Source organism: Psychroserpens sp. XS_ASV72, assembly GCF_041224425.1.
Taxonomy (GTDB): Bacteria; Bacteroidota; Bacteroidia; order Flavobacteriales; family Flavobacteriaceae; genus Psychroserpens.
On record NZ_JBGFGL010000075.1, the window covers coordinates 184,807 to 208,014 of the forward strand.

25 protein-coding genes are annotated in these 23,208 nt (G+C 35.6%); 11 read left to right on the forward strand and 14 right to left on the reverse strand.

The window, feature by feature from the left end; all coding sequences use genetic code 11:
* Positions 1–71 precede the first annotated feature (71 nt).
* The gene (locus AB9K26_RS06430; protein ID WP_369971717.1) at positions 72–785 is read right to left on the reverse strand and encodes a peptidylprolyl isomerase; all 714 of its coding nucleotides are present in this window, start codon (positions 783–785) and stop codon (positions 72–74) included.
* Between the two features lie 8 nt (positions 786–793).
* On the opposite strand from AB9K26_RS06430, the gene AB9K26_RS06435 reads away from it, so the two are divergent.
* Together AB9K26_RS06435 and AB9K26_RS06440 are read left to right on the forward strand one after the other, a co-directional pair.
* Positions 794–1,435 carry a CoA pyrophosphatase gene (locus tag AB9K26_RS06435; RefSeq protein ID WP_369971718.1) on the forward strand — a complete coding sequence of 214 codons (642 nt, stop codon included), beginning with the start codon at positions 794–796 and terminating at the stop codon, positions 1,433–1,435.
* A gap of 43 nt (positions 1,436–1,478) precedes the next feature.
* Positions 1,479–2,291, forward strand: coding sequence for a lysophospholipid acyltransferase family protein (locus AB9K26_RS06440; protein WP_369971719.1), 813 nt, complete (start codon positions 1,479–1,481; stop codon positions 2,289–2,291).
* A 4-nt stretch (positions 2,292–2,295) separates the two neighbouring features.
* Here the strand turns inward: AB9K26_RS06440 and AB9K26_RS06445 are convergent, their stop codons facing one another.
* The 3 genes from AB9K26_RS06445 to AB9K26_RS06455 all read right to left on the reverse strand — a co-directional run bounded on the left by AB9K26_RS06445 (position 2,296) and on the right by AB9K26_RS06455 (position 4,295).
* Positions 2,296–2,937 carry a hypothetical protein gene (locus AB9K26_RS06445; RefSeq protein WP_369971720.1) on the reverse strand — a complete coding sequence of 214 codons (642 nt, stop codon included), beginning with the start codon at positions 2,935–2,937 and terminating at the stop codon, positions 2,296–2,298.
* A gap of 4 nt (positions 2,938–2,941) precedes the next feature.
* On the reverse strand, positions 2,942–3,436 hold the full coding sequence (locus tag AB9K26_RS06450; protein ID WP_369971721.1) for an RNA polymerase sigma factor: 495 nt from the start codon (positions 3,434–3,436) through the stop codon (positions 2,942–2,944).
* Positions 3,437–3,614: 178 nt separating this feature from the next.
* Entirely contained in the window at positions 3,615–4,295 is a 681-nt protein-coding gene (locus tag AB9K26_RS06455) for a lysoplasmalogenase (protein ID WP_369971722.1), read from the reverse strand.
* Positions 4,296–4,430: 135 nt separating this feature from the next.
* Between AB9K26_RS06455 and AB9K26_RS06460 the strand changes: the two genes are divergently transcribed.
* Both AB9K26_RS06460 and AB9K26_RS06465 read left to right on the forward strand, forming a co-directional pair.
* On the forward strand, positions 4,431–6,584 hold the full coding sequence (locus AB9K26_RS06460) for a carboxypeptidase-like regulatory domain-containing protein (protein ID WP_369971723.1): 2,154 nt from the start codon (positions 4,431–4,433) through the stop codon (positions 6,582–6,584).
* An 82-nt stretch (positions 6,585–6,666) separates the two neighbouring features.
* On the forward strand, positions 6,667–7,401 hold the full coding sequence (locus AB9K26_RS06465) for an energy transducer TonB (protein ID WP_369971724.1): 735 nt from the start codon (positions 6,667–6,669) through the stop codon (positions 7,399–7,401).
* 76 nt (positions 7,402–7,477) lie between these two features.
* Here the strand turns inward: AB9K26_RS06465 and AB9K26_RS06470 are convergent, their stop codons facing one another.
* Together AB9K26_RS06470 and AB9K26_RS06475 are read right to left on the reverse strand one after the other, a co-directional pair.
* Entirely contained in the window at positions 7,478–8,254 is a 777-nt protein-coding gene (locus AB9K26_RS06470) for an anti-sigma factor domain-containing protein (protein ID WP_369971725.1), read from the reverse strand.
* Entirely contained in the window at positions 8,254–8,811 is a 558-nt protein-coding gene (locus AB9K26_RS06475; protein WP_369971726.1) for an RNA polymerase sigma factor, read from the reverse strand. The genes AB9K26_RS06470 and AB9K26_RS06475 overlap by 1 nt, the downstream gene beginning before the upstream one ends.
* Before the next feature lie 126 nt (positions 8,812–8,937).
* Here AB9K26_RS06475 and AB9K26_RS06480 point away from each other — a divergent pair, with 126 nt between their 5' ends.
* Positions 8,938–9,450 carry a fasciclin domain-containing protein gene (locus AB9K26_RS06480; RefSeq protein WP_369971727.1) on the forward strand — a complete coding sequence of 171 codons (513 nt, stop codon included), beginning with the start codon at positions 8,938–8,940 and terminating at the stop codon, positions 9,448–9,450.
* Between the two features lie 55 nt (positions 9,451–9,505).
* On the opposite strand, the gene AB9K26_RS06485 is transcribed toward AB9K26_RS06480, so the two are convergent.
* Positions 9,506–10,060: a thioredoxin family protein gene (locus tag AB9K26_RS06485; RefSeq protein WP_369971728.1), complete on the reverse strand. Its 555-nt coding sequence runs from the start codon at positions 10,058–10,060 to the stop codon at positions 9,506–9,508.
* A gap of 20 nt (positions 10,061–10,080) precedes the next feature.
* On the opposite strand from AB9K26_RS06485, the gene AB9K26_RS06490 reads away from it, so the two are divergent.
* Positions 10,081–10,416: a tRNA-binding protein gene (locus AB9K26_RS06490; protein ID WP_369971729.1), complete on the forward strand. Its 336-nt coding sequence runs from the start codon at positions 10,081–10,083 to the stop codon at positions 10,414–10,416.
* Here AB9K26_RS06490 and AB9K26_RS06495 read toward each other — a convergent pair whose 3' ends face one another.
* The 3 genes from AB9K26_RS06495 to AB9K26_RS06505 all read right to left on the reverse strand — a co-directional run bounded on the left by AB9K26_RS06495 (position 10,417) and on the right by AB9K26_RS06505 (position 15,236).
* Positions 10,417–12,921 carry a M14 family metallopeptidase gene (locus AB9K26_RS06495; RefSeq protein ID WP_369971730.1) on the reverse strand — a complete coding sequence of 835 codons (2,505 nt, stop codon included), beginning with the start codon at positions 12,919–12,921 and terminating at the stop codon, positions 10,417–10,419. It lies immediately after the preceding gene.
* Between the two features lie 84 nt (positions 12,922–13,005).
* A complete protein-coding gene (locus tag AB9K26_RS06500) occupies positions 13,006–13,410 on the reverse strand; it encodes a PUR family DNA/RNA-binding protein (RefSeq protein WP_369971731.1) in 405 nt (134 codons plus the stop codon).
* 71 nt (positions 13,411–13,481) lie between these two features.
* Positions 13,482–15,236 (reverse strand): ABC transporter ATP-binding protein, encoded by a 1,755-nt coding sequence (locus AB9K26_RS06505; RefSeq protein WP_369971732.1) that lies wholly within the window; start codon positions 15,234–15,236, stop codon positions 13,482–13,484.
* 126 nt (positions 15,237–15,362) lie between these two features.
* On the opposite strand from AB9K26_RS06505, the gene AB9K26_RS06510 reads away from it, so the two are divergent.
* The 4 genes from AB9K26_RS06510 to yajC all read left to right on the forward strand — a co-directional run bounded on the left by AB9K26_RS06510 (position 15,363) and on the right by yajC (position 18,404).
* Entirely contained in the window at positions 15,363–16,466 is a 1,104-nt protein-coding gene (locus AB9K26_RS06510) for a Glu/Leu/Phe/Val dehydrogenase (protein WP_369971733.1), read from the forward strand.
* 83 nt (positions 16,467–16,549) lie between these two features.
* Positions 16,550–17,491: a transcription antitermination factor NusB gene (nusB, locus tag AB9K26_RS06515; protein WP_369971734.1), complete on the forward strand. Its 942-nt coding sequence runs from the start codon at positions 16,550–16,552 to the stop codon at positions 17,489–17,491.
* 136 nt (positions 17,492–17,627) lie between these two features.
* On the forward strand, positions 17,628–18,125 hold the full coding sequence (locus AB9K26_RS06520; protein WP_369971735.1) for a DUF1573 domain-containing protein: 498 nt from the start codon (positions 17,628–17,630) through the stop codon (positions 18,123–18,125).
* Positions 18,126–18,131: 6 nt separating this feature from the next.
* A complete protein-coding gene (gene yajC / locus AB9K26_RS06525; RefSeq protein WP_369971736.1) occupies positions 18,132–18,404 on the forward strand; it encodes a preprotein translocase subunit YajC in 273 nt (90 codons plus the stop codon).
* A 77-nt stretch (positions 18,405–18,481) separates the two neighbouring features.
* Here yajC and AB9K26_RS06530 read toward each other — a convergent pair whose 3' ends face one another.
* The 4 genes from AB9K26_RS06530 to AB9K26_RS06545 all read right to left on the reverse strand — a co-directional run bounded on the left by AB9K26_RS06530 (position 18,482) and on the right by AB9K26_RS06545 (position 22,033).
* The gene (locus AB9K26_RS06530; RefSeq protein ID WP_369971737.1) at positions 18,482–19,078 is read right to left on the reverse strand and encodes a YdeI family protein; all 597 of its coding nucleotides are present in this window, start codon (positions 19,076–19,078) and stop codon (positions 18,482–18,484) included.
* Between the two features lie 81 nt (positions 19,079–19,159).
* Positions 19,160–19,930 (reverse strand): FkbM family methyltransferase, encoded by a 771-nt coding sequence (locus AB9K26_RS06535; RefSeq protein ID WP_369971738.1) that lies wholly within the window; start codon positions 19,928–19,930, stop codon positions 19,160–19,162.
* 27 nt (positions 19,931–19,957) lie between these two features.
* A complete protein-coding gene (gene pepT, locus AB9K26_RS06540; protein WP_369971739.1) occupies positions 19,958–21,196 on the reverse strand; it encodes a peptidase T in 1,239 nt (412 codons plus the stop codon).
* A 6-nt stretch (positions 21,197–21,202) separates the two neighbouring features.
* Positions 21,203–22,033 carry a universal stress protein gene (locus AB9K26_RS06545; protein WP_369971740.1) on the reverse strand — a complete coding sequence of 277 codons (831 nt, stop codon included), beginning with the start codon at positions 22,031–22,033 and terminating at the stop codon, positions 21,203–21,205.
* A 147-nt stretch (positions 22,034–22,180) separates the two neighbouring features.
* Between AB9K26_RS06545 and AB9K26_RS06550 the strand changes: the two genes are divergently transcribed.
* A complete protein-coding gene (locus AB9K26_RS06550; protein WP_369971741.1) occupies positions 22,181–23,206 on the forward strand; it encodes a quinone-dependent dihydroorotate dehydrogenase in 1,026 nt (341 codons plus the stop codon).
* The last annotated feature ends 2 nt before the right edge of the window (positions 23,207–23,208 follow it).

Consider the following 23,208-nt stretch of genomic DNA (forward strand, 5'->3'; position numbering starts at 1 on the left):
TCGAATATATTGAAAATTACTTCAAAACTATGTTGGTGTTTTGTTAAAAGGCAATTGAGATATTAACAGGCTTAATCTAATATTTCAACCGATCTGATGTACACGTTTCTCAAAGGCCAATCACCATCATCAGTTTCTACTTCGGCAATACGATCGCAAACATCTAAACCGTTGATGACACGTCCGAAAATAGTATAATCGCCATCGAGTTCATAAACATCTCTTAAGGTGATGAAAAACTCATAAGGCGATGCTAATTTGTAAGGATTGTCAATATCACTACTAGGCATGGAGATGACGCCTCTGTCATGATGAAAACCTCTTTTGGTATCGGTAGGTAAAAGGTAGCGACCAATATCATTTCGCTTGCGCATAACTTTACGATCGTCAGTACTGCCTCCTTGTACAATATAGTTTTCAATGACGCGGTAAAATTGGGTATTGTCAAAATAACCTTGCTTGGTCAGGAAAATGAAATTTGCACGATGAAACTTGGTTTCGTTAAACAGTAAAATGTCGATATTTCCAAAATCAGTGACCATTCGCACCTTGTTTTCCTTGTGCTCTTTTTCATACTGCAGGAAGAACTCCATGGCATTTTTGTCGGTAAGCAATGGGTATTTGCGTTCAGGTGCTTTTTGAACAGTGTCTTTCTTCTGAACAGGCTTTTTTTCAATATTTACTGTCGATGAATCAATAGCTTTTGTATTTGTGTTTTTACGAGATTGCTTATCTTCACAATTCATTACAATCAAACATAACAATACCAATAATATCCTCGTCATTTCAAATAATGGATTTCAATACATTTCTAAGTTCAGTTTCAAAAATAAAAAATCTACAGCTTCCAGGTGAAGCCTCGCAGATTAAAATGTCGCCTCCATACCGTTTGGAATTAATTGAGCGTAACCGAAAATTAATGAAATCTGCTAAACAGGCAGCTGTATTGTCTTTGTTCTATCCCAATGAATTCAACCAAACCCATTTAATTTTGATCTTAAGAAAAACCTATAAAGGCGTGCATTCGGCCCAAGTTGGGTTTCCTGGTGGAAAAGTCGAACACGATGATGCAGACCTCAAATTTACGGCGCTTCGAGAAACGAAGGAAGAAGTTGGTGTGCCAGAACACCAAGTACAAGTGCTTAAACAGTTGACACCAATGTACATTCCGCCCAGTAATTTTACAGTCCATCCTTTTCTTGGAATCACCGAATCAATACCAAAATTCACAAAACAGGATGAAGAAGTGGAAGATTTGATCGAAGTCCCTTTGTCGCATTTTATGGAAGCCTCTTCTGTAATTACGACCTCCGTTGCAACCTCTTACAAAGTTGAGGTTCAGGTACCTGCATTTAAACTTAATGACCATGTAGTTTGGGGAGCCACAGCCATGATGCTTAGCGAAGTGAAAGACCTGTTAAAAATGGTATTGTAACATAGAGATTTTGTATGTTTGTCTTTGGACAAAAGAAAAATGAATGGGATTATTTAAACGAAATCCGTTTGGACATATATTATTTATTAAGAAATGGCTGATTAGAATCCTTGGTTTATTGACGCATCGTCGTTTTAGAGGTTTTAATGAGCTTCAAATTGAAGGCTCTGAGGTTATTAAACAGCTTCCCGAAACCAATGTGCTCTTCATTTCCAATCACCAAACCTATTTTGCAGATGTCATTGCCATGTTTCATGTATTTAATGCGAGTTTAAGTGGACGATTAGATAGCATAAAGAATGTTGGCTATTTATGGAACCCAAAGCTCAACATGTATTACGTAGCAGCAAAAGAAACCATGAAGTCTGGCTTGATTCCAAAGATATTTGCCTACACAGGTTCCATCAGTATTGAGCGTACATGGCGATCTAAAGGTCAGGATGTGAATCGTCAGGTCAAGATGAGCGATATCACCAATATTAAAAAAGCATTGGATGATGGTTGGGTAGTAACCTTTCCGCAAGGTACCACAACGCCATTTAAACCGATTAGAAAAGGAACAGCACACATTATTAAACAATACAAACCTATTGTAGTTCCTATCGTAATTGATGGCTTCCGTCGTTCGTTCGATAAAAAAGGATTACGCGTTAAGAAGAAAAATGTGTACCAATCTTTTGAAATCAAAGAGCCTTTACAAATCGATTACGACAACGAAACCATCCCAGAAATCGTTGAAAAAATAGAATACGCCATTGAGCAACATCCTTCCTTCTTAAAAGTAATTCCTCAAGAAGAGCTCATGGAAAAAGAACGCATCAATCAAGAATATCGAAATTGGTTACGCGACGATTAAATTTCTAAACTTCCAATTTTTTAAGTTCGTGGTAATTTCTGTTTAAGCGCTTCAGAAGAATACCATAAATTAACCAATAAAACAACAGTAAGATAGCGATGCCAATCGCTAGGGCTATTATGGTGACCAAAGCAATACTGGCATAGTATTTCAGCAATTCACCATTAGCTGTTGCTTGCTCAAGTAAAGCTCTTGAGTTTTCATCTTGATTAATGGCTATAGGCATCATATAAGCCACACCTATTACCAAAACAACCAAATTAAAGAACACATATTGTTTAACGGTACGTCTGGTTTTCAAGATGTTTTCCATCAGATTTTTAGCAGTATCTGCTGTATTGATGGTTTTGTAGTTCATATAAAAACGATAGAAGAAGTAGGCCAAAATGCCATAAGATAAAATCGTAATGGCAATGAATCCAAATTTCTTTTCCAAGCCTTCAATATCCATGCTATAACCCGAAGCTTTTAATCCGAAGGAAATGACAATCCAAAATACAAACTCTAGGATACTGATAATAAATATCCACTTTACAATAGATGAAGACTTTTTCAAGATCATACTGTAAATCTCCTGATACGATAACTTCGGGTAATTATCATTGCCTTTCTGCCAATCCTTTTTTAATAATTCTAATTCATCCATACCCTTACGGATTTAAGATTGTTTTTAATTTTTTCTTTACCCTGTTCATTTTTACACGTGCATTCACTTCAGTAATTCCTAAGGTTTCACTGATTTCACTGTAATTTTTATCCTCTAAATACAAAAACACCAGTGCTTTTTCAATGTCATTCAGTTGATGGACAGCGTTGTATAATAGTTTCAGTTGTTGTTCCTCGGTATCGTCATAAGGTTCAGATTTAATCTTAAACTGAACACTTTCAAACTCTTGTGTCGTGATACTTCGTTTAGATTTTCTGTAGAGTGTGATGGCGGTATTCAAACCCACACGATACATCCAAGTGCTAAACTTCGAATCGCCTCGAAACTTAGGATAAGCCTTCCACAACTGTATGGTGATTTCCTGAAACAGATCGTTATGTGCTTCTTGATTATTGGTGTATAATCGACAGACCTTATGCACAATGTTCTGATGCTTTTCCAGCAGTTCCACAAACTTATGTTCGAGTGCTTTATCCAAATTTTAATCGGTTAGTTGTCTATAAGTAGTCATCTTATTTAAATTGTTACAATCTAATTTAAATGATTCCAATTATTTTCTTTTAGGGCGTTCCCAACGCTCGCTAAGCTTCCGTCGGTCAGGCTGTCCACTATATCTTTTTAGTACCAAGGCACTAAAAAGGATGCCGTTTCCATCCTTAACGCAATTCTGGTTTCAACTTTAAGATTCCTATCACAATGCAATATTGGGCTAGGGCATAGCTCAGCATGATACTTACTGAACTCAATGGTAATGCATGGTGAAATTTATCTATGGCCAAAATACTATCGGATACCAAAAATAGAATCGCTCCTATCAAAACCCAAGTAAAACTTTTGGTGTTAACAGACTTGCGTCTAAGAAAAGCTGAAGTAGCCATACCCAAAATGACAATCATATACACCATAACAGGAACAAGCATGTCTCCCAATCCGTCTTTCAAATAGAAAAATAGAGATATGGCATAGAGTAGTAGTAGGCCTAAAAAGCCCAAAGGTCTGCTCGAAGTGTTTCTATGTTTCAGGAACACCAAAATGTACATGATATGCGCCAACAGGAAACTCACCAATCCTATGATAAAATAAGAACTACTGAGGTTGTCAAACATCAAGGAGATATCACCAAACAGCGAAAATAATAGAGCCAAAATCATAAGCAATCGCATGGATTTCCCTAGATCTTTGCTTTGTGCCAAAAAGAACATCAGCAGTGAGCTCACTATGGCTGGTTTGGTAATGTAAGTGAAATCGATAAGTTCGGTAACTAAACCACAGATAAGGTGTCCCGCTACAATTAAAAAATAAGCGACACTAAACTTTAATTCTGATTTGCTGAGCATAAGATTTATTTCTGTAAAAATATGCAATTCGTCATTCAATTTTAACAATTCAGTAGAATAGAATTTTAAAATACCTTGATCTGTTTCAATTTTGTCCTATCAATCAAAAACGAACCGTTAAAATCAATCACTATTATGAAACGCTTAGCTATTTTAATGACACTTTTATTTTCATTTGCTTCTTTTGGGCAAACCACTATAAGCGGAAAAGTAACCGACAAAAAACAACAGCCTATTTTTGGTGCCAATGTGTATTTGGAAGGCACATACGATGGTGCCACAACCAATGAAACTGGAGAGTTTTCTTTTGAAACTTCAGAAAGCGGAAGTCAGGTACTTATCATTTCGTATCTGTCTTATGAAACCAAAAAAATCGCTGGTGATGTGTCAACCCTCAATAATCTAACGATTGCGCTAAGAGATGATGTCAACACTTTAGATACTGTTGTGATTTCAGCTGGAACCTTTGAAGCCAATGATAATAGTAAGGTCTCTGTATTAAATTCCCTAGACGTAGTTACCACTGCTAGTGCAGTAGGCGATTTTGTTGGAGCTTTGCAAACCCTTCCGGGAACGTCTACAGTTTCTGAAGATGGTCGTTTGTTCGTTAGAGGTGGAGATGCAGGCGAAACACAAATATTCATTGACGGAATTCGAGTGTTTACACCGTATTCACCAACCGCCAATAACATTCCAACACGAGGCCGATATTCGCCATTTTTATTTGATGGTATTACCTTCTCAACTGGTGGTTATTCCGCAGAGTATGGAAATGCTTTGTCCAGTGTACTCTTATTGAATACTATTGATGAACCAGATCAAGAAAAAACAGACATCGGTATCATGAGTGTTGGTGGAAGCTTAGGTCATACCGAGAAATGGAACAATACCTCTTTGAGTGTCAATGCAAGTTATATCAATCTGGCACCTTATATAGCCTTGTATCCAGACCGTAACGATTGGCATAAACCTTATGAAGGAGGTCAAGGTGAAGCAGTGTTTCGCCAAAAATTTGAAACAGGAATGTTGAAATTTTATGCGGCTTTTGATACCTCAAATTTCGATTTGACCCAAGATGATATCAACGATCCTGATGGTGTACGTTTTAAGCTTAATAATAGAAATTTTTATGCCAATACGTCTTACCAAGGTCTATTGGGAAATAATTGGTCTATTCAATCGGGATTGAGCTATACCATTGCTAGAACTGATATTGATGTCAACAAAGAACTTGATGTAGCAGATGATGAAAACTCAATACATATCAAAGCGAAACTAAAAAAACGTTTCAATAGCCGATTTAAACTTGGTTTCGGATTGGAACACTTTTCAACCGATTTTGAGGAAGCTGTGAATTCAGAATTTTTTAATGGAACGTATGGTTTTACCAACAACAATACAGCGGCTTTTGTAGAATCTGATATCATTTTCAGTAAAGACCTAGCCTTGAAAGCTGGTTTACGTGCCGATAATTACGAGCTATCAAATGAATTCAATGTTGTTCCTAGGATTTCCTTAGCTTATAAAACATCAAAGAACGGACAATTGTCTTTGGCTTATGGTGATTTCTATCAGAATGCCAATAATGGTTTGTTGAAATTCAATCCATCACTCAAAACGCAAAACACCAAGCATTACATTATGAATTACCAATATGTCAATGATGGAAAAATCTTTAGAGCAGAGTTGTATCGAAAAGACTATGACAATTTAGTGAAGTACGATACTGACGAAGCAGGTTTTGATTCCAGTTTTAGTAACTCGGGATCTGGCTTCGCACAAGGATTGGATATTTTTTGGAGAGATAACAAGAGCCTTAAAAATACCGATTACTGGTTGAGTTATTCGTATTTGGATACAGAACGAAATCATCTTAATTTTCCAACCCAAGCCCAACCTAACTTTGCTGCTACACATAATTTTTCAGCAGTAGCTAAATATTGGGTTGACGATTGGAAAAGCCAAATAGGATTTGCATATACTTATGCGTCGGGACGACCTTACACCAATCCGAATACCAATCAATTTTTAGGTGAAAAAACAAAGAGTTACAATAGTGTTAGCTTGAATTGGGCGTATTTAATCAGTCAGCAAAAGATTCTTTATGTTTCTGTAAACAATGTGTTTGCCTTCAAAAACATCAATGGATATCAATATGCAAATTCACCAGATGTCAATGGAAATTTTGCAAGACGTTCTTTGGTGCCAGCTGCTGATCAGTTTTTCTTTATAGGTTTCTTTTGGACCATCAGCGAAGATGGCAAGGACAATCAATTGGACAATCTCTAGAGGCCCAAATTTAGTCACATGACAATTATCATATTTTTTCTGTGAAGTATGCAGTATCTTCATAGTATAAAATTTAAGAGTCATGAAAGCTAAAAAAAACCCAGACGTAGAAGTAGGCAGAAATAGTAGCCTCTATTTTGCTGTCGGCTTGAATTTGATGTTGCTCCTCACGTATTTTATGTTCGAACATAAAACGTATGAAAAAGATGTTACAGCTAGAGATATCGTACAAGTTGATGATTTCATAGAAGCAGATATCCCAATTGTAAATTTGGATGTGCCACCTCCACCACCTCCACCACCTCCAGCTTTGGTTCCTAATGACATTACCGTTGTGGAAGATAAAGTTGAAATAGAAGAAACTCTTATTGAGAGTAGCGAAATAGGACAAAATGAAGCTATTCAAGAGTATGTGGCTAATGTTGAAGAAGTTGTTGTTGAAGAGGTAGAAGAAGATATTGAAGTGCCGTTTGCAGTTATCGAAAACGTTCCTATATTTCCTGGCTGTGAAGGACTATCTAACCAAGATGCCATTGCTTGTTTCCAAACTAAAATGCAAGAACACGTCAATAAAAACTTTAGATATCCTGAGCGTGCATTGGAAATGCAAATGCATGGAAAGGTTTATGTTCTTTTCGTTATAGATAAAACAGGTAAAGTTACTAAGATTAAAAGTCGTGGACCAGATGAATTATTAGAACAAGAGGCAGAACGTATTATTGGTTTATTGCCAAAAATGACACCAGGTAAACAAAGAGGACGTGCTGTGAATATGCCATATAGTATTCCGATACACTTCGTCTTTAAAGAACAATAGACATTTTAATTACTTGGTTTATTATTCTATAATTTCAATTGAGAATGTAAAATCTATCAATGCAAGTTGATAGATTTTACCTTATGTAGATGTTGGTAATCAAATTAGACACCGTAGGATGATCACTTCCACCAGCAGGTTCAATAGTAATGTTTAGTGATTCGGAATTTTCTATGTAATTCATGGCTAATAAGGGTTCTTCAGTCTTAATAATTCCCATGTTTATCATTTCACCATTCACATCAGCCCACATTTGGTAATCTTGTTTCTCATCGAGTTCTGGTAACAAAGTAGTGTTTATAAAGACCGTTTTGTCTTCATCATTTACATAGCTAATTACCTTTGCATTTGGCATCAGGTCATTTCCTAAAAGGACATATTTTTTTGTATTAGGATTGTTGATATTGCTAAGCAGTGCTTTGGATTCCTCAAAATCTTTCGATAGTTGATCGATTTTAATATTGAGTTCTCGGTTTTGGTCTTCAACCAATTTTAATTGTTCTTTGGATGTGTTCCACTGTAAAAAAAGATATACAGAACCAACCAATAATAAAGCCGCAATACTAGCTGCAATGCCTAAAGGTTTGATGTTGGACTTATTTGAAGTATGCTTTAATTGCTTTATTTTAGAATTGTTTAGATTGTTTAAGAGTTCATTCTTTAAACTTGGACGTGGTTCTACGGCGTTTTCAAATCCTAACTTTTCGAAGTTTGCTTCAATTACATCCAACATTGTTTTAAGTTCAGGATAAGCAATCAAAGCTGCTTCGACTTGCTGTGTGTCACTTTCATTTAGCTCGCCTAACACATATAATTCAAGATAGCCTTGTTCTATTATGTGAGTTTTCTCCATCATCTTATCACTTCTATTAAAATCATTATAAATGTCACCACTTTGATATACAATTCTTGCAATTGTTTTAACGCTTGTTTGATATACGATTTAAAGGTTCCCAAGGGTACACCCATTTCCTCATTGGCTTCACGATGGGTCAGTCCATTAAAATATACAAGTTCAATTGCTTTTTGGTGATGGGTTTCCAAACGTTTTATAGCACCTTTCAACTTTAAATGATCAATATCGATGTTTTGCTCTTCAGTTTTACTTTTATATACACTTAAATCTTCGGTTTGGATGAGCTTTTTGTCTTTTCTAATGGCATTAAGGGCCTTATTCTTTGCAATTCGGTATGCCCAAGTATAAAACCTGCCTTTACGATCATCATAAGCGTCAGATTTCTTCCAGATGGTCATAAATGTGTCTTGCAGTAGATTTTCAGCCAACCCTTCATCTTTGCAAATTCTAATAATGATACCATATAACGCTGCCGAATACTTATCATATAACAAACCTAAAGCTGACTCGTCTTTAGATTTTAGTTTTGAAATAAGATCTTTTTCGTTATCCATTAATGTTAAAGATTTCACAAATAAAAGGTAAAGCTCATCCAGAGCAATAACTGCCGTGTAAATATAAGTGAAAGCTCTTCAATTAAAAAGAAGCGCAATAAGTTTAACCAATACATATAAAAAATTATGAAAAAGTTAGTCACTATTTTAATTGCTGTTATTGCTTTAAGTTTTAATACAACAGCTAATGCCCAAGGAACCATTGTAGATGTTGCCGTAAGCAATGAGAATTTTTCAACGCTTGTTACTGCTCTTAAATCAGCTGATCTTGTCAGTGCACTCCAAGCAGATGGCCCATTTACCGTTTTTGCTCCAACCAATGATGCCTTTGCGAAAATTGACAAGAGTACATTGAGTTCGCTTTTGGAAAAGAAGAACCAAAAAGCCTTGGCAAACATTTTAACGTATCATGTTGTATCTGGAAAATTATCTGCAAAGGATGTGGTTGCGGCCTTAAAGAAAGGTAATGGTAAAGTAGAGTTAAAAGCATTAAATGGACAAAAACTGACCGTTATGCAGAAAAACGGAAAAATTTGGTTAAAAGACCAAAATGGCAATTACAGCGAAATTACTGCAACTGATGTTATGGGTAGCAATGGTGTTATTCATGTGATTGATAGCGTAGTAATGCCTAAGTAATTAGGAAAATTGCTATGGAAAGGAGGAAAGGCATTCACATTTTGTGAATGCTTTTCTATTTCCATTTAATATTACATCCAATACTTGGTTTTTGGTCATGAGATATAGGCTTATCTTCAATTAAAGCATCTAGAGCTGATCTCATGTCTTCACCAGTAACTTCAATACCATTTCCAGGTCTAGAGTTATCCAACTGACCTCTGTAGACCAACTTTAATTGATCATCAAAAATATAGAAGTCTGGTGTGCATGCCGCATCATAAGCCTTGGCAACTTCTTGGCTTTCGTCATATAGATAAGGAAAAATGAATCCTTGCTCCATGGCAACGGTCTTCATTTTATCAGGTGAATCATCAGGATAATTTTCAACATCATTACTAGAAATGGCAATACAATTAATACCTTTTGACTTATAGTCTTTTGCCATTTTAGAGATTTCAGAATTGATATGTTTTACAAAAGGGCAGTGGTTACATATAAACATGATGACTGTTCCTTTAATGCCTTTTGCCGATTCCAATGAAACCATGGTGTCATCAACGGTATTTTTTAAGTTGAAATTTGGTGCTTTGGTACCTAATGGAAGCATATTGGAAGGAGTACGAGCCATAATTTTATTATTTTTGGGTTATGGATAATATAATAACTTTTGAAGACTTTACAAAGGTAGATATTAGAGTTGGAACCATAGTTGACGTTGATGATTTTCCAGAGGCGATTAAACCTGCTTACAAGTTGAAAATTGATTTTGGATCTTTAGGAATCAAGACTTCTTCTGCACAGATTACAACCTTGTATAAAAAAGAGGATTTATTAAACCGTCAAATCCTGGCTGTAGTGAATTTTCCCACCAAACAAATTGCAAATGTCATGAGCCAATGCCTAGTTCTAGGAGCAGTTGATCAATCAGATGTAATTTTGTTGCATCCTGAAAGTCAAGTCAAAAATGGAACAGCTGTATCTTGATTAGAGCTCTTTTCTAAAAAAAATGGCATTCATCAGTAGTTTGTTCGTTCCATACCAAAAGGCTCTGAAATTTGTATTGTCAGTAAACGCTATTACTTTTCCCGATCTATAGCGACTCACTTTAAAAGGAACGCTTGAAGCCAAACTATCCAAGTTAGATTGCGATATGTAACCACTTAAGAGCGGGCTTTTAGTATATTGAATAGGGTTATTGTAGCTTTGTTTATCAGGTTTGACGAATAGTGTATTGTTTCTGAAAAGTGCTATCTTATTATTTTTATAGCCGAAATTTATGGGATGTGAACGGTCAATTTTGGCTTCAAATATCGCACCTCCTATAACTTGCGCACCTCTGTAATTACTTCGATCTTCGTAGCTAATGCTTTCTGCTATGGACTCTTTCGATATGAAGTCTAACTTCATAAGTTCATTACCTTTTAACCATCTTAAGGCATTGCGATAAGCAATTAAGGTGCCTCCATTCTCAGTCCATTTTTTGAGATGCTCTGTGGCATTACTGTCTAGGGAACCACTTGGAACAATAATAGTGTTATACCGACTTAAATCTCTGCGACTTAAAGTTCTGGTATCAAGTTTTGTAATGCGCATATCGTATCGTTGGTCAAACAGATGCCAAATTTCTCCTGCATCGTAACTCCTAATCCCTTCACCAACTAACATGGCAACCTTTGGTTGATCAAGTGACCTAAATTGACTGCTACCTAAATCAATGCCTTCGGTAAGACCTGTAGAAACAGCATCAATTTTGACATGGGAATCTCTTGCGATACTTTGTAATAAACTAAATAAAGCCTCTGAGGAACGGTTTTGGTTTTGCACAGGAATCAATATGGTTCCATAATCATAGGTTCTACCATTCATTTTGAATGACTTCATACCGACTTTTGCTCTAATACCACTACCAAGGATGGCATTTAAAGCTTTAGGTGTGTAATACTCGTGCCATTCCATGAGATAGGCATAATTGCTTTGAGCTTCTACCTTACCAAGGTTTTGGGTTAATTTTTCTACCTTTTTTCCAGCATTGGAAAGCGAAATACCTTCAGCGTAATCTAAACCAAATGCCAAAGGGAAAGTCCATGCAGAAATGTCATAGAACAAGCTGTCTTGAAATGTTGTTCGCTTTTCAAACATGGCATTAATCAGTCGGATGTTTTTTTGATTTTTAGGAACCACATAACTATATCCTTTCTTGAAGGATTTGCCTCCTAAGGTTGCATCAGACTTAAGTTCGTGTATGTCAATTTTATGTTGCTTTAAAATCTCAGCAAGATGGTAGGTTCTTGCTGCATCTTTCTCATTTCCAAATACAATAGCTTTTCCAGATTCTTGGTTAGCTTCCTTACGAGCATTTTTATAGAATTCGTGCTGGTACTTCAAAATCTCTTCACGCATTTGTTTTGCCGCTTCGAGTGTAGATAATGCTGCGGTAAATTGATTTCTTATGGTAAACGGGAACGTGAGAAGTCCGTTTTCAGTTTCTTGTACATGACCTCTTGAGCTTCCTTGCTCAAATAAAATGCCAATACCTCCATTGATATCGGGAAACGTAGACCCTTTTCCGTAATAGAAATCGTCAAAGTTTTCTTCGGTATAATAAAAGGACCCAATTTTGTCAAGCGCTTTAGCATGATAGTTTCCGATGGCTTTTGTGAGTTCTTGGTTTAACTTTGGTGTAAGAGGATGTGTTCTTGATGGAATTCCAGGTTGAAAAAAGAATGTCGAATTGGTACCCATTTCATGATGATCGGTTAGAATATTTGGTAACCACTGATGAAACGTTTTGATACGTACTTTCGATTCTGGTAATTGCACAGGAAGCCAATCCCTATTCATATCAAACCAATAATGATTGGTTCTGCCTCCTGGCCAAACCTCATCATATTCCCTGTCATTTGGATCTGGATTTAGATTTTCACTTTTATTGGTATTTGCCCAATAAGCAAAACGTTGCAGGCCATCAGGATTATAACAAGGATCAAATAAAATAATGGTATTTTCTAATAGACTTGTAACAGATGGATCTTCGGCAGCAGCCAAATAATAAGCAACTAACATTGCAGCATTGGAACCACTAGGTTCGTTGCCATGGATTGAAAATCCTTGATAGACAACAATAGGTCTATCAGTAGCATTTAAGTTATCAGATTCGGTTGCTTGAATATGAGTGTTTTGAATACTTTCAATATTACGATGGTTTTTAGGCGAGGTAAATAGTAGCAAAGGCAAAGGTCTGTCTTCAAAGGTGTTTCCGCGATTTTCAATAGTTATGCGCTCACTACTTTCAGCCAATTCAGTCATATACTGAATGAGCTTATCATGCGTAATATGCCATTCACCAACTTGATGTCCAATAACAGATTCTGGAGTTGGGATTTCAGGATTATACGTTACGTTTTGGGGAAGGTAATACCTAAGATCGTAAGAGTTTTGACCAAACGCATTAACACATAAAAATGTAAAGAAAAGTAGTATGAATCTCATAAAGAATAGTTGTAGTGAAACCCTAAAAATAAAAAAAACCGTTGCGAGATAGCAACGGTTTAAGTGTGTTTTAACAAAGAAAGATTAAATATCTTCAAAATTAATGTCTGTAAAGTTGTCGGCTGATCTAGAACTCTCGGTAGATTCTCCACCTTCGGCTAAATCGTCATCTGAAGCATCAAAATCGTCTCTTTTGAAGTCCTTTTGATGTCTTTCACTGATGACCTCTTCACCTTTTTCATCAATGATATAATCGGTTGTTTCTTTCAGTAAGTCAAGAAATTCAATAAAATCTTCCTTGTATAGATAGATTTTGTGTTTTTTGTAATGAAAAGATCCATCGTCGTTTGTGAATTTCTTACTTTCAGTAATCGTTAAATAGTAGTCGCCAGCTTTTGTAGATCTTACATCAAAAAAATAAGTTCTTCGACCTGCTCTTAATACTTTCGAGAAAATTTCCTCTTTCTCCATCGTTCCGTGATCGCTCATAGCTAATTTTAAAATTTTAAGATGTTATTGGCTCAAAAATCATAAAAAAAACTAAAGTAAGCAACAAATACTTATAATTCTTTTGAGCTAAGTTGCTTTAAATAGAGATCTTTGTAGTAACCATCTATGTTGATCAATTGTTCATGCGATCCACTTTCAATGTTGCAACCATCTTCTAGAACAATGATTTTGTCTGCATGCTTTGCAGAAGAAACGCGATGGCTCACGATAATGGTAGTCTTACCTCGAGACACTTTTCTGAGGTTCTTTAAAATTTTCTCCTCTGTCTCAGTATCAACAGCCGATAAGCAGTCGTCGAATAGCATGATTTCAGGATTCTTGATTAAAGCCCTTGCTATAGAAATCCGTTGCTTTTGTCCTCCTGAGAGCGTAATGCCACGTTCACCAAGTTTTGTTTTGTATCCTTTTGAAAACTTCATAATGTTCTTATGAACATTTGCATCTTTTGCAGCTTCGATGACTTCATCTTCAGTAGCATCTTCTTTACCAAAACGGATGTTGTTTTCAATGGTGTCTGAAAACAAAAAGGCATCTTGAGGAACATAGCCAATGCTATCTCTTAAACTTTTGAGATGTACTTGGTCAATTTGTTTTCCATCAATTGAAATATGGCCTTCTTGCACATCATAAAGTCTTCCGATTAAATCTAGAATGGTCGATTTTCCTGAACCAGTTTTTCCCAGTATGGCTAAAGTTTTACCTTGTTCAAGAGAGAAGCTAACATCATTGAGGGCTTTAATATTGGTGTCGGAATAGGTAAAAGTTACATTTTTAAATTCAATGTTTCCGTTAATCTGTGATGGATTAGGAGCATTGTTTTTAATTTCTGGTTTCTGTTTTAAAAACTCATTGATACGCTTTTGCGAAGCCTCAGCTTGCTGTACTAAGTTAGTAACCCAACCGACTGTTGCCACAGGCCAGGTTAACATGTTCACATAAATTAAAAATTCAGCAATCGTACCAATGTCTTCAATTTCTCCATTGATATACTGCATGCCTCCTATGTAAGCTACAAGGATGTTACTGATACCTATTAATAGAATCATGGAAGGAAAAAATAAGGCCTGTACTTTGGTAAGATCAATTTGTTTTTGCTTGCTTTCAGTGGCCAACATATTAAAAGACAGGTTATTGTCGTCTTCTATTCCATAGGCTTTTATAACGGAAATCCCACTAAATGATTCTTGAGTGTATGCCGATAATTTTGAAAGATACTCTTGAACAATCGTACTTCTTTTATTGATTACTTTACTCAATTTGTAAATGATAAAAGATAAAAACGGCAAAGGTAGCATGGTATACAATGTCAGTTTAGGAGCCACATTAAGCATGTAAATTAACGCAACTATAAATAAGGTAATCATGTTTACCGAATACATGATTGCAGGACCTGTATACATTCTAACCTTGGTAACATCCTCACTGATACGATTCATTAAATCTCCCGTTCTATTGGATTTATAAAAATTAAGGGATAGTCTTTGATATTGTTGATAGACTTCATTCTTTAAATCGTATTCAATATATCGAGAAACATTAATAATGGTTTGACGCATTAAAAATGTCAGGGCTCCAGCAATAATTGCTGCACCTATAAGGTATACAATATTTAAAGTAAGCTCTTGTTTAAAGACCTCATTTGAAATACTTCCTTCAGCTCCTTTAGAAATAATCGTAATAGATTTTCCAATGAGTCTAGGTGTAAAAAGCGCAAAGATCTTTGAGCATATGGTAATGACAACACCTAATAATAATTGGTAGCGATACTTGTAAAAATATTTGTTGATGTGCCTTAGTTCCTTCATCTAAAGTGGAGCAAAATGATTGAGGGATTGTTAAATTAATTGATTAATTTTGTTAATACTTTATTATTGGCTTATTTTTGCACGCTATTTTGTGTTTTTTACAAAATAGTTTACAAACATTATTATATGACATCAGATGTTATAAGTTCTAAGGAACTTAAAAAAATCGACCCGGTTTTTGGTCAAATTTCTTATGACGACCACGAGCAAATTGTTTTTTGCAACGACAAAGATACTGGTTTAAAAGCAATAATTGGCATTCACAATACAGTTTTAGGTCCTGCACTTGGAGGTACAAGAATGTGGAACTACGAGAACGAATGGGAAGCACTAAACGATGTTTTAAGATTATCTCGAGGCATGACATATAAGTCTGCCATAACAGGATTAAATCTTGGTGGTGGAAAAGCGGTGATCATTGGTGATGCTAAAACTCAGAAAACGCCAGAGTTAATGAAGAAGTTTGGTGAGTTTGTTCATTCTTTGAGCGGAAAATACATTACTGCTGAAGATGTTGGTATGACTACAGGAGACATGGATATGGTTCGTGAAGTTACTCCTTATGTCACAGGTATTTCTGAAAGTAAAGGAGGTGCTGGAAACCCTTCGCCAATAACAGCTTTTGGAGTTTTTATGGGAATGAAAGCGGCTGCTAAATTTAAGTTTGGAAGTGATGTGCTTGAAGATAAGACGGTGTTTGTACAGGGTATTGGTCATGTTGGAGAGGCCTTGGTTGAGCATTTGGTTTGTGAAGGTGCAAATGTTATCATTTCAGATCTTAGTCAAGATCGATTGGAAGCGGTAAGATCAAAATATAATGTGACTATTTATGGTGGTCAGGATTTGTATTCCGAAGAAATGGATATCTACGCACCATGTGCTCTAGGAGCAACTATTAATGATGAAACTATAAGCAAGTTGAAAGCTAAGGTGATTGCTGGAGCAGCCAATAATCAGTTAGCTGAAGAAAACAAACATAGCAGACTTTTACAGGAAAAAGGAATTATTTATGCTCCCGATTTTCTAATCAATGCTGGTGGAATCATCAATGTTTATGCTGAGCTTGAAAATTACGATAAGCAAGAAATCATGCGTAAAACAGAAAACATCTATAATACCACTGAGGAAATCCTTATTAGGGCTAAGGCTAATAATGTCACTACAAATGTGGCTGCTTTAAATATTGCAAAAGAGCGTATTGAAACTCGAAAACAAGAACTTGCTAAATAATACTTGGTATTACGTATAGTTTTGTAGTACTTTTGCCAAGTATTTCTACAGAATCCATTTAGTGATATATAAAAGTTCTTTACATGCTTAATAGACGTCATATTCGTATCAAGGTTATGCAAACGCTTTACGCTTCCAATAGAAGTGAAAGTGAAGACATCAAACATCGAGAATCTTTTCTTGATCATAGCCTAAATTCAACTTACGACTTGTATTTGAGTCTTTTGTCCTTAATTATAGAGGTACATAAGAAAGCCATTGATCGTTATGAAAAGTCGCAACGGTTATTGTCAAAGAAAAACGGAACCCAGTCCAATAGAAAGTTTATAGACAATGAGGTTTTGGTTTTTTTAAGCAATAACAAGGCGATTACTGAAGCACTTGAAAAACGGAAACTTAATCCTTGGTATCTTGATTTTGAATATGTAGATCTTACACATAAGGCAATTGTGGAAAGTGACATTTATGAGGATTATTTAAGTACTCCTGATTCAACTTTTAAAGAAGACAAACAGTTTTTTATCAATATATTTGAAGATATCATTGCCCCCAATGATAAGCTTTATGACTATTTTGAAGACAAGAAACTTACTTGGCTGGATGATATACCAGTTGTGAACACATTTATTCTTAAGCTGGTTAGAAAATTTAAACCAAATGCCTCAGAACAGCACTTTCTTCCAAATCTGTTCAAGGATTCTGATGATAGGGATTTTGCTATGGAATTGCTCCGCAAGACCTTATTGAATCAATCAAGCTTATCTGAAGAAATTGCAGCTAAAACCAAAAACTGGGATTCAGAGCGCATTACGCAAATCGATACGGTTTTGATGCAAATGGCCATTTGTGAGTTCCAAAAATTCCCGTCAATACCTGTTAAAGTGACCATTAACGAATACCTTGAAATAGCTAAGGAATATTCTACACCAAAAAGCAGCAACTTCATCAATGGAATTTTAGATAAGATCGTGAAAGAATACAAAGACAAAAATCAACTCAACAAAGTAGGAAGAGGTTTAATGTAAGCCCTTTAAATATCGATAGGTTAGAGGTGTTCTTTCATCTAAAAAAATGCTAAAAAATTTTGATTGGAGGAAATAATCACTACTTTTAACGCCGTAATTGTTGAATACACTAAAAGTTTAATTTAAAAATAGCGTAATGAAAAAAGTAATATTAGGATTAAGTGCACTATGTATGATTGCCTTTACATCTTGTAAAGAGGATGCTACAAGTAAAATTAACTCTGAAAACGTGGCTGCAGCAGCTGAGAGAGATGCAACAGCTGGTGATTTCCCAGTAATTTCATTTGAAGAGACTGAGCACGACTTTGGAACCATAGTAAATGGAACTCCTGTAGAAACTAAATTTAAGTATACCAACACTGGTAAAGCACCTTTAGTTGTAAGTAACATCAAAAGTACTTGTGGATGTACTGTGCCTTCAGATTGGAAAAAAGATCCTTTAGCTCCAGGTGAGTCTGCTGAATTTACTGTAAAATTCAACGGAAAAGGAAACAACCAAGTTAGTAAAAGCATCACCTTAACTACTAACACTGAAAAAGGTTCTGAAGTTGTAAAAATCAAAGCATTCATTGAGCCAGATCCAAATACTGCTGACAAGAAAGCAGGTACGGCTTCAATTAAAAAGGTAAACTAAGAAACTATGATGGATTTCTTGCCTTTTATTGCCATGTTTGCTGTGGTGTATTTCTTTATGATTGCTCCTCAAATGAAAAGAGCTAAACAAGAGAAAAAATTTGCAGCAGATTTAAAACGAGGTGATAGGGTAATTACAAAAAGCGGTCTGCACGGAAAAGTTGTAGATTTGAATGACAAAGACAATACTTGTGTCATTGAAACGCTTGCAGGAAAAATGAAGTTTGAACGCTCTGCATTATCTATGGAAATGAGCAAAAAACTCAACACAGTTAAATAGTATAATTATACTCTTATATAAAAGCTCCAGAAAATCTGGAGCTTTTTTTGTTTTATACCTTTTAGGTGACTATCAAATCAGCAATTTTTATACTTATCATGAAGTCCAACACCTTTCATGATTAAAGGTGTGATTTTTTCAATTCGAGATATTTTTGTCGCCTCTCTTTTGGCTTCGGAAATATAAGAACAGTATTCTCCTTGTTTTCCAGGAGTCAATTCCTTAAACTTTGTCTGAAGCTCAGAATTGGATGCAAAGGCTGTCTTTAATTCACTAGGAATTTCTATAGCTTTGGTGTTTCTCTTCGGTTTTATTTCCTTGCCTAACTTTTGGTTTTCAATGGCTTCCTTGACGTAGGCTAAAACAAGATTTTTATCTATTTCATCAATGGAAGTAAAACGCATTTGCCGTAAAGCTTTGGTCTTTTCTTGTGCATTGACCAAGACGTTGTGCTCATCCTTAAGAAAAACGCCATTAAAAAACCAGATACCGAAATGATTTTTAAATGCACCCAAGCCAACCACATTTTTTCCATCGACAGTATATACTGGAGCACTCCATTTAAGGGTTTCTTCTAATTCAGTTGAATTTATGATGTCTCTGAGCAAAGAGAGCGCTTTGCTGAAATGGGCGTTTTTTTCAATGTACTCTTCAACCGAGCTGACCTTTTTCATGATAATAAAGTTTGAGTATTCTTAACTAGAATTCTTAAAGTTATTATTTAAAGCGCTAAGATGAAAGTTAAAAAGGAAATACTATGCTATTTTTTTGCCGTTCAAATCTAAATCTTTCAGTTCATAGATGTCTCGTTTTAAACAAATCATATCATTACCAACTTGAACAATCGAATATTTGCTTTTCAAATGGTTAATGGCATTTGACTTTTCTTCAGTGGTTAAATGCACGTGTTCAAAGAGAATTATTTGAGGTTGGTAGGATTTAAGGTCTAATTGCGAAAGTACATTCCAATCATAACCTTCCGTATCGATATGTAATAGCTGTAGTTTTTGGATGCCATGCTTTTGAAACAAACCGTCTAAGGTTAACCCAGTTAATCGCATTTCGATAATATAAGGTTCCAATGCACCATTGAGATGTTTTGTAATGTTCTCTCTTTTAAAGGAGCCTAACTGATCATACCATTTTGGTAGGTTTTGGACATGGTTTTTCGCTTCTTCCTTAACCGAATAGAAGATTTGTTCCGTTCCGTTGTTAATAGCTGAATTTTCAAAGGAAAACCTCGTCTCTTCTCCATAATTGGTCTTTAATTTTTCAAACAGATAAGGAATTGGCTCTACAAATAAAGCGTTCCATTGATCATTCTTTTTTATGAGGTCTCTCAAAGGATCACCATGCATACCATCATTGGAACCAATTTGAACAATTTGTATGGGTTCGTTAGGCAGTAATCGCTCTATCCAAACAGTTGGCTTATCAAATACATAGCGATTTTTTTTTCTGTGATATCGCTGTATTTTTTTTCCGATAAAAGGAAGCTTGGAAAGGAACTTTTTGACGTTTTTCATGATCTATAAGATCGAAAAAATAAATAATTAATTTTTAGAGGCTGTAAGTTCCGCTATTTTACAAATTACCTGTGTGGCCTTGATCATGCTTTCCACAGGCACATACTCATAACGTCCATGAAAATTATGACCACCAGCAAAAATATTAGGACAAGGTAATCCCATATAACTTAATTGTGACCCATCAGTTCCACCACGAATTGGTTTTATCAAAGGTTCAATACCAAGTTCTTCCATGGCTTGTTCGGCAATATCAACAATATGCATCACAGGCTCAACCTTTTCCTTCATATTAAAATACTGATCTTTGATTTCTACAGAAATTACTTCGCGCTCGTATTCGGAATTGATGTAGTTAGCTAACTTGTAAAAGGCCTCTTTACGAGCCTCAAAATGTTGCTTATCATGATCTCTAATGATATACTGTAAAATGGTTTCATCAACTGATCCATCAATGCCATACAAATGGAAAAAACCTTGATAGTCTTCAGTGTGCTCAGGAGTTTCCAATCTAGGTAAACCATTAATAAATTCTGTAGCGATATACATAGAATTCACCATTTTACCTTTAGCATAGCCAGGATGAACAATCTTACCCTTTACTTTTACCTTAGCACCAGCAGCATTGAAGTTTTCGTATTCCAATTCTCCAACTTGACTTCCATCCATAGTGTAGGCCCAATCGGCACCGAATTTCTCAACATCGAAATGATGTGCACCACGACCAATTTCCTCATCAGGAGTAAACCCAATACGAATTTTTCCATGCTTTATTTCAGGATGCTTGATTAGATATTCCATAGCGGAAACAATTTCAGTAATGCCTGCTTTATCATCAGCTCCCAAAAGAGTTGTGCCATCAGTTACAATTAAGGTCTGGCCTTTGTATAGCAACAAGTCATCAAAATCATCAGGAGATAAAACAATATCGTCAGTAGCGTTTAAGACAATATCTTTGCCATTGTAGTTTTCGATCACTCTTGGCTTCACATTGGCTCCTGTAAAATCTGGTGAGGTATCAAAATGGGAAATAAAGCCTATGGTTGGCACCTCATGATCGACATTGCTTGGTAATGTTGCCATGATGTAAGCCTTATCATCAATGCTTACATCAGTTAATCCTATCGCTTTGAGTTCTTCAACCAACTTATTGGCGAGATCCCATTGCTTTTTGGTACTCGGTGTGGTTTCGCTTTCTGGATCAGATTCAGTATCAATTACTACATAACTAGTAAACCTATTGATAAGGTGTTGTTTATCAATCATACTATTTTACTTTTTTAAGGTAATTACTGGAAGTTTTGACTGGTTGACTAAGTCTTCAGAGATACTTCCTGCAAACAAATGGCTGATTCCTTTTCTACCATGTGTGATCATAGCTATGGCATCCATACTGTTTTTATTGGCATAGTTCATTACAGCATTTTCAACGCTATAGTCAGCTATGTAGGTAATTTGATCTTTCCATTCTGGATGTTTCGCTTTATGAAGGAAGTTTTCTACCCGCTCTTCAATTTCTTCCGTACTGGCGAAATTGATATTAGGTCGGTTCACATGCAATAAGGTAACTTTATTGCTTAAACTGTTTAGCAACTCCATAGCCGAAGAGACAGCAGAGACACTATCTTCTGAAAAATCGGTTGCTAAAACAACTGCTTCAAACTCAACAGACTTAGGTTTGGATTTTACAACCAAAACGGGTGTATTACTGTAACGGACAACCTTTTCGGTATTGGAACCTGTAAAGACGCCATCATAATCGTTTATACCTTTTGAGCCCATTATAACCAAATCGGCTTTGAGTTGTGTAGCAACTTCATCAACTTCCTTAAGAACCTTGTGGTGTTTGATCATTGGTGTCACGGTAATTCCTTCTAGATAAGGCTTGTCAAGGAAGGATTCAAACTTTTTATTGGTTACCATTAACATGAAAGCCGTTTCTTCATTTTTTTCAGAGCTAGATGCACTAAAAATAGATTCGGAAAGTTCCAACATATGCATCACAATCAACTCTGCATTGTGTTTTTTTGCAAGTAAAGCACCTGTTTCCAAGGCATATTCAGAGTGTTTGGAAAAATCAACTGGAATTATAATTTTTTTCATGATGGGTTTTGATTTAGTTATGTTCAAAAATAGAGAAAGTATTGCAGAAAAAATATGATAAATGACATTTTCTAATTGAAATTATTGGACTTCAAAACTCTCGTTAAAGGATTAAGATTCTTATTTTTGTATGATAAAACTTGATTCATGTACAAAACCATAATCCGACCAATTTTATTTCAATTTGATCCAGAGAAAGTCCATCATTTTACATTTTCATTTATTAGGACCGTATGCAAAATACCAGGTGTTGAATCGCTAATTAATATGTCTTATCAAATTGAAAACCCTCAACTGGAACGCCAATTATTCGGATTGACTTTTAAAAATCCTGTAGGTTTGGCAGCTGGTTTTGACAAGGATGCAAAACTCTTCAATGAGTTATCAAACTTCGGATTTGGTTTTATTGAAATAGGAACCTTAACACCTAAACCTCAAGCAGGCAATCCGAAGAAGCGATTGTTCAGATTGAAATCAGATTCAGCCATCATCAATAGAATGGGTTTCAATAATGGAGGTGTTAAAAAAGCTGTTGAACGTTTGAAAAAAAATAAAAACGTACTTATTGGTGGTAACATAGGAAAAAATAAAACAACGCCAAACGAAGCTGCTGTTGAAGACTATAAAATTTGCTTTAATACCTTGTTTGATTATGTCGATTATTTTGTAGTTAACGTAAGTTCTCCAAATACACCAAACTTAAGAGCACTTCAGGATAAAGAACCTTTGACCAATTTGTTGAAAACGCTAAAGTCTGAAAACGATAAAAAACTTTCGGCTAAACCGATTCTTTTAAAAATTGCGCCTGATTTATCTGATGACCAATTAATGGATATTATTGAGATTGTTTCCGAAACGCAAATTGATGGTGTCATTGCTACCAATACAACAATTTCAAGGGAAGGACTGCATTCTAAAAATAAAGCTGAGGTTGGCGGATTGAGTGGAAAACCACTTGCGAATCGTTCAACGGAAGTTATTAGGTTTTTAGCTCAAAAAAGCAACAAAGCTTTTCCAATCATTGGTGTTGGTGGCATTCATTCAGCGGAAGACGCCCTTGAAAAATTAGAAGCTGGAGCTGATTTAATTCAATTGTATACTGGATTTATCTACGAAGGTCCGAAACTCATTAAAGACATCAATAAAGCTATATTAAAAAAAGCGAACCGATAAAA

Coding starts and splice junctions, on each gene's coding strand:
- AB9K26_RS06460 (WP_369971723.1), top strand. CDS start 4,431: ATGAAACGCTTAGCTATTTTAATGACACTTTTATTTTCATTTGCTTCT.
- AB9K26_RS06535 (WP_369971738.1), bottom strand. CDS start 19,930: ATGAAAAACGTCAAAAAGTTCCTTTCCAAGCTTCCTTTTATCGGAAAA.
- AB9K26_RS06455 (WP_369971722.1), bottom strand. CDS start 4,295: ATGCTCAGCAAATCAGAATTAAAGTTTAGTGTCGCTTATTTTTTAATT.
- AB9K26_RS06470 (WP_369971725.1), bottom strand. CDS start 8,254: ATGGAGAAAACTCACATAATAGAACAAGGCTATCTTGAATTATATGTG.
- AB9K26_RS06510 (WP_369971733.1), top strand. CDS start 15,363: ATGACATCAGATGTTATAAGTTCTAAGGAACTTAAAAAAATCGACCCG.
- yajC (WP_369971736.1), top strand. CDS start 18,132: ATGATGGATTTCTTGCCTTTTATTGCCATGTTTGCTGTGGTGTATTTC.
- AB9K26_RS06550 (WP_369971741.1), top strand. CDS start 22,181: ATGTACAAAACCATAATCCGACCAATTTTATTTCAATTTGATCCAGAG.
- nusB (WP_369971734.1), top strand. CDS start 16,550: ATGCTTAATAGACGTCATATTCGTATCAAGGTTATGCAAACGCTTTAC.
- AB9K26_RS06530 (WP_369971737.1), bottom strand. CDS start 19,078: ATGAAAAAGGTCAGCTCGGTTGAAGAGTACATTGAAAAAAACGCCCAT.
- AB9K26_RS06490 (WP_369971729.1), top strand. CDS start 10,081: ATGGATAATATAATAACTTTTGAAGACTTTACAAAGGTAGATATTAGA.
- AB9K26_RS06475 (WP_369971726.1), bottom strand. CDS start 8,811: ATGGATAACGAAAAAGATCTTATTTCAAAACTAAAATCTAAAGACGAG.
- AB9K26_RS06480 (WP_369971727.1), top strand. CDS start 8,938: ATGAAAAAGTTAGTCACTATTTTAATTGCTGTTATTGCTTTAAGTTTT.
- AB9K26_RS06545 (WP_369971740.1), bottom strand. CDS start 22,033: ATGAAAAAAATTATAATTCCAGTTGATTTTTCCAAACACTCTGAATAT.
- AB9K26_RS06465 (WP_369971724.1), top strand. CDS start 6,667: ATGAAAGCTAAAAAAAACCCAGACGTAGAAGTAGGCAGAAATAGTAGC.
- AB9K26_RS06445 (WP_369971720.1), bottom strand. CDS start 2,937: ATGGATGAATTAGAATTATTAAAAAAGGATTGGCAGAAAGGCAATGAT.
- AB9K26_RS06440 (WP_369971719.1), top strand. CDS start 1,479: ATGGGATTATTTAAACGAAATCCGTTTGGACATATATTATTTATTAAG.
- pepT (WP_369971739.1), bottom strand. CDS start 21,196: ATGATTGATAAACAACACCTTATCAATAGGTTTACTAGTTATGTAGTA.
- AB9K26_RS06485 (WP_369971728.1), bottom strand. CDS start 10,060: ATGGCTCGTACTCCTTCCAATATGCTTCCATTAGGTACCAAAGCACCA.
- AB9K26_RS06430 (WP_369971717.1), bottom strand. CDS start 785: ATGACGAGGATATTATTGGTATTGTTATGTTTGATTGTAATGAATTGT.
- AB9K26_RS06495 (WP_369971730.1), bottom strand. CDS start 12,921: ATGAGATTCATACTACTTTTCTTTACATTTTTATGTGTTAATGCGTTT.
- AB9K26_RS06520 (WP_369971735.1), top strand. CDS start 17,628: ATGAAAAAAGTAATATTAGGATTAAGTGCACTATGTATGATTGCCTTT.
- AB9K26_RS06505 (WP_369971732.1), bottom strand. CDS start 15,236: ATGAAGGAACTAAGGCACATCAACAAATATTTTTACAAGTATCGCTAC.
- AB9K26_RS06435 (WP_369971718.1), top strand. CDS start 794: ATGGATTTCAATACATTTCTAAGTTCAGTTTCAAAAATAAAAAATCTA.
- AB9K26_RS06500 (WP_369971731.1), bottom strand. CDS start 13,410: ATGAGCGATCACGGAACGATGGAGAAAGAGGAAATTTTCTCGAAAGTA.